The sequence below is a fragment of the Erythrobacter sp. NE805 genome (assembly GCF_046452355.1).
In the GTDB taxonomy this organism is placed as follows: Bacteria; Pseudomonadota; Alphaproteobacteria; order Sphingomonadales; family Sphingomonadaceae; genus Erythrobacter.
Genome location: NZ_JBKFDI010000002.1, coordinates 99,529 through 115,575 on the forward strand (window position 1 = coordinate 99,529; position 16,047 = coordinate 115,575).

Below are 16,047 nucleotides of genomic sequence, written 5' to 3' on the forward strand. Positions count from 1 at the left end.
TTTTCGCGCGGCTTGCCGCGCGGGGCCGTGTCGGCTATGGGCGCGCATCATTCCGGGCGCGGCGCCTTCCCGGCCGACCGCCCCCCGCTCTTTCCACCCTCGAAGAAGGCCCACAGCCCCATGAAGATCAGCGGCGTCGACATTCGCCCCGGCAACATTCTCGAATACGAAGGCGGCATCTGGAAGGTCGCCAAGATCCAGCACACCCAGCCGGGCAAGGGCGGGGCCTACATGCAGGTCGAGATGAAGAACCTGCAGGACGGCCGCAAGACCAACGTGCGCTTCCGCAGCGCCGACACGGTCGAGCGGGTGCGCCTCGACACCAAGGACTTCCAGTTCCTCTACGAGGACGGCGACCAGCTCGTCTTCATGGACCAGGACACTTACGAGCAGATCAACCTCCCGAGCGATCTCCTCGGCGACGCGCGTCCCTTCCTGCAGGACGGGATGCAGGTGATGCTCGAACTGTGGGACGAGAAGCCGATCTCGGTCGAGCTGCCCGCGCAGATCGAGGCGACGATTGTCGAGGCCGACGCCGTTGTGAAGGGGCAGACCGCCTCGTCGAGCTACAAGCCCGCGATCCTCGACAACGGCGTGCGCATCATGGTCCCGCCGCACATCGAGAGCGGCACCCGGATCGTCGTCGACGTCTACGAGCAGGCCTACGTCGGCAAGGCCGGCTGAGGACACGTCATGGCAGCTATTTCCGGCCTCATCCGCGTCATGGAGCGCGCCGCACGCAAGGCGGGCGGGCGTCTGCGCCGCGATTTTGGCGAAGTCGAGCACTTGCAGGTCAGCCGCAAGGGCCCGGCCGATTTCGTCAGCAAGGCCGACATGCGCGCCGAGCGCACGCTCTATGACGAACTGCTCGCGGCCCGTCCGGGCTGGGGCTTCGTGATGGAAGAGGCAGGCGTGATCGAGGGCGATCCGGGGATGCCCCGGTGGATCGTCGATCCGCTCGATGGCACCAGCAACTTCCTCCACGGCATCCCGCACTTCGCGATCAGCATCGCGGCGCAGGAGCCGCGCCCTGACGGCAAGGGCTGGGGCGATGTGGTCGCGGGCGTGGTCTACCAGCCGATCACCGACCAGACCTTCTGGGCCGAGAAGTCGCGCGGCGCGTGGCTCCACGACGCGCGCCTCAGGGTCTCGGCCCGCTCGCGGCTCTCGGACGCGCTGGTCGCGACCGGGATCCCCTTCTTCGGCCACGGCGACTTTGCCGAATGGAGCCGGATCTTCGGCGCGATCGGCCCCGAGGTCGCCGGCATCCGCCGCTTCGGTGCCGCCTCGCTCGACCTCGCTTATGTGGCACAAGGGCGCTTCGACGGCTTCTGGGAGAGCGGCCTCTCCGACTGGGACACCGCCGCCGGCTGCCTGCTGGTGCGCGAGGCAGGCGGTTTCGTCTCCGACTTCCGCGGGCGGAGCGAGGCGATCCATTCGGACCAGGTGCTCGCCGCGAACGACGCGCTGCACTCGAAGCTCCACAAGTTGCTCGCCGGGGCGCTGCGCTGACGGTTCCGGGTTCCTCCCCATCCGTTCCGGACGGGGAGGGACTTGAAGGGTCAGCAGGCTCGGGCTCGACCCGCTCCAGATCGACCTAGACCCCCTCCACGCCCCCTCCAGGCCCCCCTTACACCCCCGCCACACCCCCCGTTTTTGCAGTGTTTCACGGGGAAGCGAAGCTCTGCACAGCAGAAACATTGCCAGCCTCGCCCGTGCCCGCTAACAGCCACCCGACCGCTCCGCGTGCCCCTGTGGTGGAATTGGTAGACGCGACCGACTCAAAATCGGTTGGAGAAATCCGTGCCAGTTCGAGTCTGGCCAGGGGCACCACCGCCGGGACCGCAAACCCCTTCCCATCGCCCCGCCGCCTGTGCCACTGTCGGTCTTCCGAATTGGGAGACGGATCGGATGCGAATGACCCTACTTCTCGGTGCTGCGAGCCTGCTCGCCCTCGCGGCGAGCCCCGCGCGGGCGGACGATCTGCGCGATGCGGTGGCCGCGGACCTGCCGCAGCTGGTCGCGCTCTACAAGGACCTCCACGCCAATCCCGAGCTGTCTTTTCAGGAGGTTGAAACCGCCAAAAAGCTCGCCGCCCGCGCCCGCGCGCTGGGCTTCGAGGTGACGGAAGGCGTGGGCAAGACCGGCGTCGTCGCGGTCATGAAGAACGGCCCCGGCCCGGTGGTCATGCTGCGCGCCGACATGGACGGTCTGCCGGTGATCGAGCAGACCGGACTCCCCTTCGCCTCGACCAAGCGGGCGGTGGCGCAGAACGGCACCGAGACCGGGGTGATGCACGCCTGCGGGCACGATACCCACATGACCGCCTGGATCGGCACTGCCCAGCTCCTCGCGGCGCGCAAGAGCGAGTGGTCGGGCACGCTGGTGATGATCCTCCAGCCTGCCGAGGAGATCGGGCAGGGCGCCAAGGCGATGCTCGACGATGGGCTTTTCGCGCGCTTTCCCAAGCCCGATTATGTCCTTGCCTTTCATGACGCTGCGCAGTTTCCGGCGGGTCAGATCGGCTATACCAAGGGCTACGCGCTCGCCAATGTCGACAGCGTCGACGTGACGGTCCCGGGGATCGGCGGCCACGGCGCCTATCCGCACACCACGAAGGACCCGGTGGTGATCGCTGCGAGCATCGTCATGCGGCTGCAGACGCTGGTGAGCCGCGAGCAGAACCCCAACGATCCGGCAGTGGTGACGGTTGGAAGCTTTCAGGCCGGCTCGAAACACAACATCATTCCCGACGAGGCGCGGCTCCAGATCACCGTCAGGAGCTACAGCGACGAGACCCGCCAGCGCCTCCTCGACGGGATCGCGCGGATCGCGCGGGGCGAGGCGATCGCCGCGGGCCTGCCCGAGGACAAGATGCCGGTGGTGAAGGTGCAGGAGCCCTATACGCCCGCGACCTACAACACCCCCGCCTTCACGGAAGAAGTGGCGACCGGGCTCAAGGCACGGTTCGGCGAGCGTGTCAGCGAGGTGCCGAGCGTGATGGGCGGCGAGGACTTCAGCCAGTTCTACCGCGCCGACAAGGCCAACGTGCAGTCGCTGATCTTCTGGGTCGGCGGGGTGCCGAAGGAGCAATGGGACCGCGCGCAGAAGGGCGAGGTCCAGCTGCCCTCGCTGCATTCGCCCTTCTGGGCGCCCGACGCCCCGGTGGTGATCGCGACCGCCACCGAGGCGATGACGGCGGCGACGCTGGGGATCATGACGAAGAAAAGGTAATCCGCACACGCGCGGCCCGGAAGAAAATTCGGCCGCCGGAACAGGCCCTTGCGGGGCGTTCCGGCGGCCGTTTCTCCTCCCCAGGAGAACTGTTGAAGCGGCTTATTCGCCCGAAGGCACGTAGGTGCCGAGGCGGTGGTGGAGCGCGTTGATCTTGGCCAGCTCTTCGCGGTCCTCGGTGTTGCGCGCATGGCTCTCGAGCGCGCGGCGCAGCAGCTTCATGTCGGCGGTCGAGAGCAGCGCGCGGGCGCGGGCGGGCTCGGTCTTGGGGGTATCGGTGTCGGTCATGTCACTCTCCGCTGGGTGATTTCACCCTTCGGTCCTTAGGCGGCTTTGGGGCATCCCGGAAGGCCGGATTGTCCGGTCCTCCCGGGATTCTCTCCCACCCCTGCGAGGCTTAGGCCGCCTCGAACTGGTTCATCGTGTTGTGGACGCCGCCCGCCTTCAGGGCGGCTTCACCCGCGAAGTATTCCTTGTGGTCGTCGCCGATGTCCGAACCCGACATGTTCTGGTGCTTCACGCAGGCGATCCCCTGGCGGATTTCCTCGCGCTGCACGTTCTTGACGTAGCCGAGCATGCCCGCCTCTCCGAAATACTCGCGGGCGAGATTGTCGGTCGAGAGCGCCGCGGTGTGGTAGGTCGGCAGGGTGATGAGGTGGTGGAAGATCCCCGCGCGGGCCGAGGCGTCGCGCTGGAAGGTGCGGATCTTCTCGTCGGCCTCGTCCGAGAGCGCGGTGCCGTCGTAGTCGACGCTCATCAGACGGCTGCGGTCATAGGCCGACACGTCCTTGCCCGCCTTCTCCCAGGCGTCGAACACCTGCTGGCGGAAGTTCAGCGTCCAGTTGAAGCTCGGCGAGTTGTTGTAGACGAGCTTGGCGTTCGGCACGACTTCGCGGATGCGGTCGACCATGCCGGCGATCTGCTCGACGTGGGGCTTCTCGGTCTCGATCCACAGGAGGTCGGCGCCGTTCTGGAGCGAGGTGATGCAGTCGAGCACCACACGGTCCTCCCCGGTGCCGGGGCGGAACTGGTAGAGGTTCGAGGGCAGGCGCTTGGGGGCGAGCAGCTTGCCGTCGCGGCTGATGAAGACCTGGCCGTTGGTGATGTTGGCCGGATCGACCTCGTCCGCATCGAGGAAGGCGTTGTACTGGTCGCCGAGGTCGCCCGGCTCCTTCGAGTAGGCGATCTGCTTGGTGAGTCCGGCGCCGAGCGAATCGGTGCGGGCGACGATGATCCCGTCATCCACGCCCATCTCGAGGAAGGCGTGGCGGCAGGCGCGAATCTTCTGGAGGAAGTCCTCGTGCGGCACGGTGACCTTGCCGTCCTGGTGGCCGCACTGCTTCTCGTCGGAAACCTGGTTCTCGATCTGGAGCGCGCAGGCGCCCGCCTCGATCATCTTCTTGGCGAGGAGGTAGGTCGCCTCGGCATTGCCGAACCCTGCGTCGATGTCGGCGATGATCGGCACGACGTGGGTTTCGTAGTTGTCGATGGCGTTTTCGAGGCGCTTGGCTTCGACCGCATCACCGGCCTTGCGGGCGGCGTCGAGGGCACGGAACATCATGCCGAGTTCGCGGGCGTCGGCCTGCTTGAGGAAGGTGTAGAGCTCCTCGATCAGCGCGGGCACCGAGGTCTTCTCGTGCATCGACTGGTCGGGCAGGGGGCCGAACTCGCTGCGCAGCGCGGCGACCATCCAGCCCGAGAGGTAGAGGTAGCGGCGCTTGGTCGAGCCGAAGTGCTTCTTGATCGCGATCAGCTTCTGCTGCGCGATGAAGCCGTGCCAGCAGCCGAGCGACTGGGTGTACTGCGCCGGGTCGGCGTCATAGGCGGCCATGTCGGCGCGCATGATCTTGGCGGTGTACTTGGCGATGTCGAGGCCGGTGGCGAAGCGATTCTGGATCGCCATGCGCGCGGCGCTCTCGGGATCGATCGCGGCCCAGCTCGGCCCATTCGCGGTGACGATCTCGCGCATCCGGGCGATGGTGTTCTGGTAGGTCATGGGCTTCTCCTGTCCAAGCCGGGGAGGGGGCGAGCCGGTCTTGCGTGACTCGCTACTGGATGCGGCGGATGTGGCGTGTTGCGACGCAGCATGACAGGAAAACTTACAGGAAATCGTGTGGCTATGCGGACATCTGCTGCCGATCTTGTGTGAATCGGTAAATATCTTTACAGAAGCGCCATGCCCGACAGCAATCTCCTCGCCGGTCCCGCCCTGCGCCGCCTGCGCAAGCGCGAGGGCCTCACCCAAGCCGGGATGGCCGGCATTCTCGGGATCTCGCCCTCCTACCTCAACCTCATCGAGCGCAACCAGCGGCCCCTGTCCGCTCGCGTCCTCGTTCAGGTGATCGAGCGCTTCGACTTCGACCCGCGTTCCCTGCGCGAGGACGATGCGATCGGCGGGCTCGACGGCATGGTCCGGCGCCTCGCCGACAAGCGCTTCGGCGACCTCGGGATCGACCGCGAGGAGGTGCAGGAATTCCTCGCCGCCGCCCCGCAGGTGGCGGCGGCGTTCGCGCGGCTCTACGACACGGGCGGGGGCGAGCGCACGATCGTCGAGGACGCCGCCGCCGCCGCGCGCCGGGCGGTCGAGCGCTGGCAGAACCACTTCGCCGATCTCGACCACGCCGCTGAGGCGCTGGCGGACGAGCTGCGCCTTTCGCGCGGAGAAATCAGCGCGGCGCTGTCCGAGCGGCTGCGCGAGAAGCACCAGCTCTCGGTGCGGATCCTGCCCGCCGAGGTGATGCCGGGGCTGGTCCACCGCCTCGACCTCCACGCGCGCCAGTTGCAGCTTTCCGAGATGCTCCCCGGCGCGGCGCGGCGCTTCCAGATCGCGCGGCAGGTCGGGATGCTCGAGATGCGCGAGGGGATCGAGACGCTGGTCGCGGGCGCGAACCTCGCCAGCCCCGAGGCGCGCGAGCGGCTGCGCGAGCACATCGCCGATTACCTCGCGGGCGCTCTGCTGCTCCCCTACCGCCGCTTCCTGCGCGCCTGCGAGGCTACCGGCTACGACCTCGCGGTCCTCCAGCGCCGCTTCGCCGCGAGCTTCGACCAGGTTGCGCAGCGCCTCACCACCTTGGGGCGGGTCGGCGAGCGCGGCCTGCCCTTCTTCATGGCCGTGATCGACCGGGCGGGGCGGATGACCCAGTTCACCGCGGGCGGGAGCGGGGCGCTCTACCCGCTCGAGGGCGCGCGCTGGCCGGCCTGGGTGCCCTATGCCGCCTTCGAACGCCCCGGCACGGTGCTCACCCAGGCGGTGACCTTCGGCGAGGGCGAGGCGGCGGCGCGGCACTGGTTCACCATCACCCGCACGGTCGATGGCGACGGGGTGATGTGCGCCGGGCGCCGGGCGGTGGTGCTCGGGCTCGAGGCGCGCTTCGCCGGGGATCTCGCCCATGCCCGCGGGGTCTCGCTCGACCGCGCCGACGCGGTGCCGCTCGGCACGCCGTGCCTCAGGTGCGGGCGCGCGGAGTGCCTGACGCCCGCGCCGGCGCGCCTCGCGAGCACGCTCCCGCGGGTCCGTCCGAGCGCCTGATCATCGCTTTCAGAACTGCTGGTTCGAGGCGTGGACGTGGAGGATGCGCCAGCGCCCGGCGCGCCGCACCAGCACGATCGTGCGCCGACCGAGCCGGTCGGGATTGTCGAAGTGGAAGGTGCACAGAGCGACGTCGCCCTCGACCTGGACGTGGAGGTCCTGGATGAGGTCCGGACGGTGATAGGGCGGGCCGGAGCGCTCGGCGGGCAAGGCGAGTGCGATCCGCCGCATCCCCTCGGGCATCCCGGACCTGCGCTTGAGGCTCTCCCTGTGAGGCGCGCCATCGCTTGTTCCCGCGGTCAAAGCGTCAAAGCTGGTCGCATCGGGGGCGAAAGCGGCCTCCATGGCCGGAAGGTCGCAAGCGGCAAAGCTGCGCAGGAAGGCCATCAGGGCTGCCTCGGCTTCGGTGGCACCATCCCCGGTCGTTGCGGCGGACGCGGGTGTGGCGCTCAAGGCGAGACCGATCCCGATCGCCTCGCGCCGGTTGCTGCCCGCTGTCATCGCGCTTATTCCCCTGTTGACTCGCATCGCCTTAGTCTGCGCCGGGGCGCCCCGGCTAGCCCGACGTTAACCCTCGAAACCCGCAGGATGCCGCGAGTTCCCCGGACGGTGTAAACTTTACCGACACTTAAGGTCTGGAGTCTAGAAGCGGCAGCCTGCACCAGAGGCCCGCCGACCGATGATCCGCCTGTTCAAGCACTACATCCCGCACGCCGTGCTGCTGCTCGGCCTGCTCGATCTCGGCTTGCTGGTGCTGGCGAGCGAGATCGCCTGGCAGTGGCGCACGCACCAGATCGGGATGGAGAGCGCCCCCTTCGCCGACCGCGCCTTCGCGCTGTTCGGCACGGCGTCGATCATCTGGCTGGCGATGATCGCGGTCGGCGTCTACGGGCCCAACGCGCTGCGCTCGCTGCGCTTTGCCGGCGCGCGGGTGCTGGTCGCGATCAGTCTCGGCATCATCGCGCTCGCGGTGATCGACTTCCTCGTGCCGAGCGACTGGTTCTGGCGCTCGACCCTGCTTTACACGATGGGCCTCGCGATCCTCGTGCTGGTCGCCGACCGGCTGTTGCTCAACTCCTTCCTCGGCTCCTCGGCCTTCCGCCGCCGCGTCATGGTGCTCGGCGCGGGCGACCGCGCGCAGCGGCTGCGCGAGCTGGGCGAGAAGCCCGAGACCGGCTTCGCGATCGTCGCCTACATCGCGATGAGCGAGGACCCGCGCCGCGTCGAGGAGGCGATCCCGCGCGCCGCGATCCACGACCTCGGCCGCTTCGTCGAGAACCTCGGCGTCTCGGAAGTGGTGCTCGCGCTCCAGGAGCGCCGCAACGCGCTGCCCTTGAAGGACCTGCTGCGGATCAAGACCAAGGGCGTCCACGTCAACGACTTCTCGAGCTTCATCGAGCGCGAGACGGGCCGTGTCGACCTCGACACGGTCAACCCCTCGTGGCTGATCTTCTCCGACGGCTTTTCCAGCTCGCGGATGCTCTCGAGCGCCTCGAAGCGCATCTTCGACATCACCGCGAGCCTGATCCTGCTCACTTTCACCTTCCCGATCATCCTGCTCTTCGCCGCGCTGGTGAAGCTCGACAGCAAGGGACCGGCCTTCTTCCGCCAGCAGCGCGTCGGGCTCTACGGCGAGCCCTTCACGCTGGTGAAGCTGCGCTCGATGCGCACCGATGCCGAGAAGGACGGGGCCAAGTGGGCGGAGAAGGACGATCCCCGCATCACCCGCCTCGGGCGCTTCATCCGCAAGGTGCGGATCGACGAGCTTCCCCAGACCTGGAGCGTGCTCAAGGGCGAGATGAGCTTCGTCGGCCCGCGCCCCGAGGTGCCCGCCTTCGTCGAGAGCCTCGAGGAGGAGATTCCCTTCTATTCCGAGCGGCACATGGTGAAGCCCGGCATCACCGGGTGGGCGCAGATCAACTACCCCTACGGCGCCTCGGTCGAGGACAGCCGCTGCAAGCTCGAATATGATCTCTACTACGCCAAGAACTACACGCCCTTCCTCGATTTCGTGATCCTGCTCCAGACGCTGCGGGTGATCCTCTGGCCCGAGGGCGCGCGGTGATCTGGCGGGGCGAGGTGGTCGCGCTCGCGGGCGTGCTCGCCTGGGCGGCGGGGGCGCTGCTGAGCGCGTTCGCACTGGTGTGGCTGTGGCGGCACGGCGAGCGGACCCGGCCCGACCGCGCCGGGCTGATGCTTGCCGCTGCGGCGAGCGCCGTGTGGTGCGCGCTCGCGGCGGGGCTGGGGCCCGATCACAACGCGGTCGTCCTCGCGGTGATGGTCCGCAACCTTGCGCTGATCGCGACGATCTTCCGCCTGTTCGCCGCCGACGGTCGCAGCACCAGCCTCCAGCCGGTGCGCCCGGTGATCGTCGCGCTGGTGCTCGTCGAGTGCCTGCAGCCGGTGGTGCTGCTGTTCGGCCAGCGCTACGGCGCCGCGCCCGAGGTTGCCGAGGCGGTGTTCACCGCCGGGCTGATGATCGACATGCTGGTCGCGATCGGCGCGCTGATGCTGCTCCACAACCTCTATGCGGGCGCCGACAACGCGCTGCGCCCGGTGCTGCGCTGGACCGGCATGGCGCTCGCCGGGATCTTCGCCTACGACCTCAACCTCCACGCCCTCTCCCATGTCGGGGGGGAGGCGCCCGCGGCGCTGCGCGATCTGCGGGGGGCGTTCGCGGGGACGATGGCGGTGATCTATGCCCTCGGCATGAATGCCGCGGGGGCGCGAGTGCAGTTCAGCCCGTCGCGCGCGGTCACCTTCCGCACGCTCTCGCTGCTGCTGATCGGCGCCTATCTGGCAGGGCTGGTGCTGGTCACCAAGGCGCTCGCGCTGATCGGCGGCGATGCGGCGCGCGCCGGGCAGGCGGTGTTCGCGCTTGCGGGACTCGCGGCGGCCGCCTTCGCGCTGCCCTCGCCGCGGCTGAGGGGCTGGCTGCGCGTCACCGCCACCAAGCACCTCTTCCAGCACCGCTACGACTACCGCCAGGAATGGCTGCGCTTCACCCGCACCATCGGCCGCAGCGGGACGGGCAACGCCAGTCTCGAGGAACGCGCGGTCAAGGCGCTCGCCGACATCACCGAGAGCCCCGCGGGCCTGCTCCTCATGCCCAACGAGGAAGCCCGCCTCGAACTCGTCGCGCGCTGGAACTGGCCGACCATCGCGGTGCCGGCGGTGGCGGGCGATTTCAGGCTGTCGGGGCTGCTCGAACAGCGCAACCTCGTGCTCGCGCTCGACGAGGTGCGGCGCGGGGTCGATCATCACGGAGAGGCGGCGCACGTGCCCGGGTGGCTGACCGAGGCCGAGGACGTCTGGGCGCTGGTGCCGCTGCTCCACTTCGACCGGCTCGTGGGCGTGATCGTGCTCGCCCGCCCGCGCTACGCCCGCCAGCTCGACTGGGAGGATTTCGACCTCCTGCGCGTTGCCGGGCAGCAGCTCGCGAGCTACCTGTCCGAGCAGGCCGGGCAGCAGGCGCTGATGGACGCGAGCCGCTTCGACGAGTTCAACCGGCGCATGGCCTTCGTGATGCACGACATCAAAAACCTCGTCAGCCAGCTCTCGCTGCTCGCCGCCAATGCCGAGAAGCACGCGGACAATCCTGCCTTCCGCGCCGACATGCTGGTGACGCTGCGCAATTCCGCCGACAAGCTTACCGCGCTCCTCGCGCGGCTCGGGCGCTATGGATCGGGGCAGGTCTCCGAACTCGGGCCCATCGAGCTGGTCGGGCTTGCCCGCGCCGTCGCGGCGCGCTTTGCCGCGGTGCACCCGGTGGCGCTGACCCGGGAGGCGCCGGTCACCGTGATGGGCAACCGCGAGGCGCTCGAACAGGCGCTGATCCATCTCGTCCAGAATGCCATCGACGCGAGCGAGCCCGCCCTGCCGGTGTTCCTCGACGTCACCGCCGAGGGGCTCCACGGCACGATCGAGGTGGTCGATTCCGGCCAGGGCATGAGCCCCGAATTCATCCGCACCGGCCTGTTCAAGCCCTTCGTCTCCTCGAAGAACGGCGGCTTCGGCATCGGCGCCTTCGAGGCGCGCGAGCTGGTGCGGGCGATGGGCGGGCGGATGGCGGTCGAGAGCCGCGAGGGGCTGGGCACGCGCTTTGCCGTGGTGCTCCCGCTCGCCGAGGCGGCGCGCCTGCTCGGCGCGGGCGCCGCCGATGACGATGCAGCGCAGGAGGTCGCGTGATGGCAGCCGAGAGGAAACCCGTCCTGCTGGTGATCGAGGACGATCCCGGGCTCCAGGCCCAGCTCAAGTGGGCCTATGACGATTTCGAGGTGGTGATCGCAGGCGACCGCGACAGTGCGATCGCCGCCATGCGCGCCGAGGCGCCGGGGGTGGTGACGCTCGATCTCGGCCTGCCGCCCGATCCCGACGGCACCACCGAGGGCTTCGCGGTGCTCGACGCGATCATGCAGCTGAAGCCCGACACCAAGGTGATCGTCGCGAGCGGTCACGGCGCCCGCGAGAGCGCGCTTGCCGCCATCGCGCGCGGGGCCTACGACTTCTACCAGAAGCCGATCGACATCGCCGCCCTCGGCCTGATCGTCCGGCGCGCCTTCAATCTGCGCGCCATCGAGGAGGAGAACCGCCGCCTCGTCTCTTCCGCGAGCGCCGACAAGACTGTGCTCGGCCGGATGATCACCGGCGCGCCCGAGATGGTCAAGGTCGCGCGCACCATCGAGCGGGTCGCCAAGACCTCCGTCTCGGTGATGCTGCTCGGCGCGAGCGGGACGGGCAAGGAACTGCTCGCCAGGGGCCTCCACGATGCGAGCGACCGCGCGTCCGGCCCGTTCGTCGCGATCAATTGCGCCGCGATCCCCGAGACCCTGCTCGAAAGCGAGCTGTTCGGCCACGAGAAGGGCGCCTTCACCGGCGCGGTCAAGACCACCGAGGGCAAGATCGAGAGCGCCGACGGGGGCACGCTGTTCCTCGACGAGGTTGGCGACATCCCGCTCCCGCTCCAGGTCAAGCTGCTGCGCTTCTTGCAGGAACGAACCATCGAACGCGTCGGCGGGCGCAGGGCTATTGCCGTCGACACGCGGATCGTGTGCGCCACGCACCAGGACCTCGAGAGCATGATCCAGCAGGGCCAGTTCCGCGAGGACCTGTTCTACCGCCTCGCCGAGATCGTGGTGAAAATCCCCGGCCTCGCCGAGCGCCACGGCGATCCGGTGCTGCTCGCCAAGGCCTTCCTCAAGCGCTTTGCCGCCGAGATGAACCCTGCCGTCACCGGCTTCGCCCCCGATGCGCTCGCCGCGATCGACGCACACGACTGGCCGGGCAATGTCCGCGAGCTCGAGAACCGGGTGAAGCGCGCGGTCATCATGGCCGACGGCAAGCTGGTCCATGCCGAGGACCTCGACCTCGCCTCGGCGGAGGAGGAGGGCGCCGACGTGCTCAACCTGAAGGCCGCGCGCGAGGCCGCCGACCGCCGGGTGATCCGCCACGCGCTCGCCCGCAGCGAGGGCAATATCTCGAGCACCGCCAAGCTGCTCGGGATCAGCCGCCCGACACTCTACGACCTCCTCAAGCAGTATGACCTGCAGACCTAGACGCATTGCCGCGCTGGCCCTGCTGCTCGGGGTCGCGGGCTGCGCGGGCGGGGGCGAGGGCGGGGCCGGGGCCGACCGCGCGGGCGCCAACCCGGCGCAGGCCAAGCTGATCGCCGAGGCCGATGCCGCGATGACGCGCGGCGCGCTCGCCGATGCGGGACGGACGCTCGATGCCGCGCGCAGCCTCGATCCCGAGAACCCCGACCTGTGGCTCGCGATCGCGCGGCTGCGGCTGCGCGGCGGCGAGCACCTCACCGCGCTCGAGGCCGCCGACCGCGCGCTCGCGCTCGGCCCGGATCACGGCCCCGCGCTGCTGCTGCGCGCGATGCTGGTGCGCGACGCCCACGGCGCGGCGGCGGCGCGGCACTGGTTCGAGCGCGCGGCCGAGGCCGATCCCGACAACCCCGACATCTGGGCCGAATATGCCGCGACGCTCGGCGATGCCGGCGAGGCGAAGGCGATGCTCGCGGCGGTGCGCCGCCTCGCCGCGCTCGCGCCCGAGGACCCGCGGGTCTTCTACCTCCAGGCGGTGCTTGCCGCGCGGGGCGGGGAGGACGTGCTCGCCCGCAGCCTCCTTGCCAAGAGCGGGATGGCCGCGAAGGGCGTGCCGGCGGCGATGCTGCTCGATGCGGTGATCAGCCTCAGGCAGGGCAATGCCGAGAGCGCCGTCGCGAGCCTCGAGAGCCTCGCCGCGCGCCAGCCCGCCAACGTCCGGGTGCGCGAGCTGCTCGCCCATGCGCTGCTCGCAGGGAACCATCCCGACCTTGTCGTGACCCGCTTCGGCGCGGATGCGACGCGGGCCGAGGCCTCGCCCTACCTCGTGATGCTGGTCGCCCGCGCGCAGGAACAGCTCGGCGATCGCGCCGCGGCGGCGCCGCTGCTGGCGCGGGCCAATCGGGCGCTGCGCGACGCGCCGACGGTGCTCGCGGTGCGCGAGGGCCTGCCGGAGCCGACCGCCGCGGTGCGGGCCGCGATCCAGGCGGGCGACCGGGCGGGAGCGCGGGCGCGCGGCGCGGCGCTCAGGGAGCGTTTCCCGGCCTCCTCCGATGTCGCGAGCCTCGCGGGCGACGCGCTACTCGGCGCGGGCGATCTCGCGGGCGCGCTCGCCGCCTATGCGCGAGCCTCGGAGGCGCGGCGTCCCTGGCCGCTCGCCCGAAAGGCCGCCTGGGCTCATGCCCGCGCGGGCGATGCGGCGGCGGCGGACCTGCTGCTCGCCGAGCAGGTCGCCGGCGAGCCCGACACGGCGAGCGCGGTGATCGCGCTGGCGAGCCGACAGGCGGCGCGCGGCGACTGGGCGCGCGCGGCGCTGCTGCTCGACCATGCGGTGGCGCTCGGCGCGGGGCACGACCCGGCGCTGCTCGCCCTGAGGGTGCGCGCGGCGCGGACGCTCGGCAAGGGACAGGAGGCGGACCGCTTCGCGCAGATCCTCGCCGAGGTGCAGCCCCGGCGGCTTGCGGCGCCCTAGCGGAGGCGGTGGAGCTCACCGGTTTCCTACGCGGTGCCGCACGCGTATGACTGCGGCCGGCTCTTTCGCATGGTGAGTGCGCGGCCCCCCACAGCCGCATTGCAAGGCACGTTTTCGCGCGCGCCCCCCGTGTCCGTCCGCTTCTTTCGGTGACAGGCAAGTGTCCGGTTTGTCGTGCGAAAGTCGTCGACCGTGAAGCGGACAGGGTGTCCGCTTTGTCCGCTTTGTCCGCTTTGTCCGCCTTGTCGCCCTTCGCGCCGCGTTGCCGAGGACGGCTTTCCGGCGCCCGCCTGCAAGAAGCCGGGCACCTCGGGCGCTCGACAAGCGCGCGCCGAGCGGGCAGGGCGGCGCGGCCCATGACTGCCGCCGCGCGCTTTCCCGCCCTCAAGGACCCGATGATCGCCGTGCTGGTGATTGCGACCGCGCTCGCGCTGGTGCTGCCCGCCGCGGGCGAGGCGCGGGCCACCGCGACGACGGTGTCGAACGCGGGCATATTCGTCTTGTTCCTCGTCAACGGGATGCGCATCCGCCGCAGCGAGATCGCCCGCGGGCTCGCCAACTGGCGCTATTTCGCGCCGCTGATGCTGTTCGTGTTCGGGGCGATGACCCTCGTCGGCCTCGGCTTCGCGAAGCTCGCGGCCCCGGTCCTGCCGCCGCTGGTGGCGGTCGGCTTCGTCTATCTCGGCTGCCTGCCCTCGACGGTGCAGTCGGCGACCTCCTACACCAGTCTTGCCGAGGGCAATGTGGGCCTCGCAGTGGTCGGCGCGGCGCTCGTCAACATCGCCGGGGTGTTCGTCAGCGCGCCGCTCTTCGCGCTGGTCGGCGGGGGCGCGGCGGGCGACATCGGCAGCGATGCGCTGGTCCGCATCGGCGTGATCCTCGTCCTGCCCTTCGCCATCGGGCAGGCGGTGCAGGACCGCTTCATCGACACGCTCGCGGCCCACAAGGCGACCGCGGCGTGGCTCGACCGGGCGGTGATCGGGATCGCGGTCTATGTCGCCTTCTCGGGCGCGGTCGAGCAGGGGCTGGCGACGATGTTCGCGCCTGCCGACTGGATCGTGCTGGTGGCGCTGGTGCTGGCGATGCTCGCGCTCGCGCTGGGGAGTGCCTGGGGATTGGGCGGCGCGATCGGCCTGCCGCGTGCGGACCGGATCGCCTTTCTATTCGCGGGCTCGCAGAAGAGCGTCGCGACCGGCGCGCCGCTCGCCGCGATCCTGTTCGGAGCGCACGCGGCGGGCTTCGTCATCGCCCCGCTGCTGCTCTACCACCTCGCGCAGCTGGTGCTCGCCGCCCCGCTGGCGCTGCGGCTTGCGAGGGGTTCAGGCTAGGCCTTGGGCTGGTAGGTCTGGTCGGCGGTCGGGAAGGCGCGCGCGCGCACCTCCTCGGCGTAGCGGGCGACGGTGCGGTCGATGACGCCGGCGATGTCCTCGTAGCGCTTCACGAAGCGCGGCACCCGCTCGAACATGCCGAGCATGTCCTCGGTGACGAGCACCTGCCCGTCGCACTGCGCCGAGGCGCCGATGCCGATGGTGGGGCACGAGACGGCCCTGGTGACGGCGATCGCGATCGGCTCGACCACGCCCTCGACGACGATCGCGAAGGCCCCGGCCTTGTCGAGCGCCTCGGCGTCGGAGACGATCTTCTCCGCCTCGGCCCCCGAACGCCCGCGCGCGCCGTAGCCGCCGAGCACGTTGACCGCCTGCGGGGTGAGGCCGACATGGCCCATCACCGGGATGCCGCGCTGGTTGAGGAAGGCGACGGTCGGCGCCATGGCCGCGCCGCCCTCGAGCTTCACCGCGGCGGCGCCGGTCTCTTTGAGAAGGTGGGCGGCGCTCGCGAAGGCCTGCTCGGGCGAGGCTTCGTAGGAGCCGAAAGGCATGTCGACCACCACGACGGAATGGTAGGACCCGCGCACCACTGCCGCACCGTGGTTTGCCATCATCTCGAGCGTCACCGGCACCGTCGAGGGCAGGCCATAGATCACCTGGCCGAGCGAGTCCCCGACCAGCAGGATGTCGCAATGCGCGTCGAGCAGCTGCGCCTGGCGTGCGGTGTAGGCGGTGAGCATCACCAGCGGCTCGGACGTGGTCCCGTCCTTCTTGCGGGCGCGGATCGCGGGCACGGTCAGCCGCCGCATCGGGGCAGGGGTGGGATTGGCTCTGCTCGTGCTCGTATCGAGCTGGAAGGTCGTGGACATGGGGCGGGGGTCTAGCGCCTGCGCGCGCTGGGGGAAAGCCCGCGGATTGGCGCTTGTCTTGGCAGGA

13 protein-coding genes and 1 tRNA gene are annotated in these 16,047 nt (G+C 70.0%); 10 read left to right on the forward strand and 4 right to left on the reverse strand.

Annotation, left to right across the window (positions count from 1 at the left end; genetic code table 11):
• The first annotated feature begins 120 nt into the window (after positions 1-120).
• The 4 genes from efp to ACLBKU_RS08440 all read left to right on the forward strand — a co-directional run bounded on the left by efp (position 121) and on the right by ACLBKU_RS08440 (position 3,234).
• Positions 121-684, forward strand: a complete 564-nt coding sequence (gene efp / locus ACLBKU_RS08425) for an elongation factor P (RefSeq protein WP_410179110.1) — start codon at positions 121-123, stop codon at positions 682-684.
• Between the two features lie 9 nt (positions 685-693).
• Positions 694-1,512, forward strand: a complete 819-nt coding sequence (locus ACLBKU_RS08430) for an inositol monophosphatase family protein (protein ID WP_410179111.1) — start codon at positions 694-696, stop codon at positions 1,510-1,512.
• A 236-nt stretch (positions 1,513-1,748) separates the two neighbouring features.
• A tRNA-Leu gene (locus ACLBKU_RS08435) sits at positions 1,749-1,833 on the forward strand.
• Positions 1,834-1,917: 84 nt separating this feature from the next.
• Positions 1,918-3,234, forward strand: coding sequence for an amidohydrolase (locus tag ACLBKU_RS08440; RefSeq protein WP_410179112.1), 1,317 nt, complete (start codon positions 1,918-1,920; stop codon positions 3,232-3,234).
• 102 nt (positions 3,235-3,336) lie between these two features.
• Here the strand turns inward: ACLBKU_RS08440 and ACLBKU_RS08445 are convergent, their stop codons facing one another.
• Both ACLBKU_RS08445 and ACLBKU_RS08450 read right to left on the reverse strand, forming a co-directional pair.
• A complete protein-coding gene (locus tag ACLBKU_RS08445; RefSeq protein ID WP_086735585.1) occupies positions 3,337-3,522 on the reverse strand; it encodes a hypothetical protein in 186 nt (61 codons plus the stop codon).
• Between the two features lie 109 nt (positions 3,523-3,631).
• A complete protein-coding gene (locus ACLBKU_RS08450) occupies positions 3,632-5,230 on the reverse strand; it encodes an isocitrate lyase (RefSeq protein ID WP_410179113.1) in 1,599 nt (532 codons plus the stop codon).
• Between the two features lie 180 nt (positions 5,231-5,410).
• Between ACLBKU_RS08450 and ACLBKU_RS08455 the strand changes: the two genes are divergently transcribed.
• The gene (locus ACLBKU_RS08455) at positions 5,411-6,763 is read left to right on the forward strand and encodes a short-chain fatty acyl-CoA regulator family protein (RefSeq protein WP_410179114.1); all 1,353 of its coding nucleotides are present in this window, start codon (positions 5,411-5,413) and stop codon (positions 6,761-6,763) included.
• Positions 6,764-6,772: 9 nt separating this feature from the next.
• Here ACLBKU_RS08455 and ACLBKU_RS08460 read toward each other — a convergent pair whose 3' ends face one another.
• Positions 6,773-7,264: a nuclear transport factor 2 family protein gene (locus ACLBKU_RS08460; RefSeq protein ID WP_410179115.1), complete on the reverse strand. Its 492-nt coding sequence runs from the start codon at positions 7,262-7,264 to the stop codon at positions 6,773-6,775.
• Positions 7,265-7,442: 178 nt separating this feature from the next.
• Between ACLBKU_RS08460 and ACLBKU_RS08465 the strand changes: the two genes are divergently transcribed.
• The 5 genes from ACLBKU_RS08465 to ACLBKU_RS08485 all read left to right on the forward strand — a co-directional run bounded on the left by ACLBKU_RS08465 (position 7,443) and on the right by ACLBKU_RS08485 (position 15,111).
• Positions 7,443-8,828, forward strand: a complete 1,386-nt coding sequence (locus ACLBKU_RS08465; protein WP_410179116.1) for a TIGR03013 family XrtA/PEP-CTERM system glycosyltransferase — start codon at positions 7,443-7,445, stop codon at positions 8,826-8,828.
• A complete protein-coding gene (gene prsK, locus ACLBKU_RS08470) occupies positions 8,825-10,951 on the forward strand; it encodes an XrtA/PEP-CTERM system histidine kinase PrsK (protein WP_410179117.1) in 2,127 nt (708 codons plus the stop codon). Before ACLBKU_RS08465 ends, prsK begins: the two co-directional genes overlap by 4 nt.
• On the forward strand, positions 10,951-12,318 hold the full coding sequence (prsR, locus tag ACLBKU_RS08475; protein ID WP_410179118.1) for a PEP-CTERM-box response regulator transcription factor: 1,368 nt from the start codon (positions 10,951-10,953) through the stop codon (positions 12,316-12,318). The genes prsK and prsR overlap by 1 nt, the downstream gene beginning before the upstream one ends.
• On the forward strand, positions 12,302-13,783 hold the full coding sequence (locus ACLBKU_RS08480; protein ID WP_410179119.1) for a tetratricopeptide repeat protein: 1,482 nt from the start codon (positions 12,302-12,304) through the stop codon (positions 13,781-13,783). The genes prsR and ACLBKU_RS08480 overlap by 17 nt, the downstream gene beginning before the upstream one ends.
• A 356-nt stretch (positions 13,784-14,139) precedes the next feature.
• On the forward strand, positions 14,140-15,111 hold the full coding sequence (locus ACLBKU_RS08485) for a bile acid:sodium symporter family protein (RefSeq protein ID WP_410179120.1): 972 nt from the start codon (positions 14,140-14,142) through the stop codon (positions 15,109-15,111).
• On the opposite strand, the gene panB is transcribed toward ACLBKU_RS08485, so the two are convergent.
• A complete protein-coding gene (gene panB / locus ACLBKU_RS08490; RefSeq protein WP_410179121.1) occupies positions 15,108-15,980 on the reverse strand; it encodes a 3-methyl-2-oxobutanoate hydroxymethyltransferase in 873 nt (290 codons plus the stop codon). The genes ACLBKU_RS08485 and panB overlap by 4 nt on opposite strands.
• Positions 15,981-16,047: the final 67 nt, after the last annotated feature.

Bases quoted from the DNA above. Each gene is read 5' to 3' on its own strand.
- ACLBKU_RS08465 (WP_410179116.1), top strand. From the start codon at position 7,443: ATGATCCGCCTGTTCAAGCACTACATCCCGCACGCCGTGCTGCTGCTC.
- ACLBKU_RS08460 (WP_410179115.1), bottom strand. From the start codon at position 7,264: ATGACAGCGGGCAGCAACCGGCGCGAGGCGATCGGGATCGGTCTCGCC.
- ACLBKU_RS08430 (WP_410179111.1), top strand. From the start codon at position 694: ATGGCAGCTATTTCCGGCCTCATCCGCGTCATGGAGCGCGCCGCACGC.
- ACLBKU_RS08445 (WP_086735585.1), bottom strand. From the start codon at position 3,522: ATGACCGACACCGATACCCCCAAGACCGAGCCCGCCCGCGCCCGCGCG.
- ACLBKU_RS08455 (WP_410179114.1), top strand. From the start codon at position 5,411: ATGCCCGACAGCAATCTCCTCGCCGGTCCCGCCCTGCGCCGCCTGCGC.
- prsR (WP_410179118.1), top strand. From the start codon at position 10,951: ATGGCAGCCGAGAGGAAACCCGTCCTGCTGGTGATCGAGGACGATCCC.
- efp (WP_410179110.1), top strand. From the start codon at position 121: ATGAAGATCAGCGGCGTCGACATTCGCCCCGGCAACATTCTCGAATAC.
- ACLBKU_RS08480 (WP_410179119.1), top strand. From the start codon at position 12,302: ATGACCTGCAGACCTAGACGCATTGCCGCGCTGGCCCTGCTGCTCGGG.
- ACLBKU_RS08450 (WP_410179113.1), bottom strand. From the start codon at position 5,230: ATGACCTACCAGAACACCATCGCCCGGATGCGCGAGATCGTCACCGCG.
- panB (WP_410179121.1), bottom strand. From the start codon at position 15,980: ATGTCCACGACCTTCCAGCTCGATACGAGCACGAGCAGAGCCAATCCC.
- ACLBKU_RS08440 (WP_410179112.1), top strand. From the start codon at position 1,918: ATGACCCTACTTCTCGGTGCTGCGAGCCTGCTCGCCCTCGCGGCGAGC.
- ACLBKU_RS08485 (WP_410179120.1), top strand. From the start codon at position 14,140: ATGACTGCCGCCGCGCGCTTTCCCGCCCTCAAGGACCCGATGATCGCC.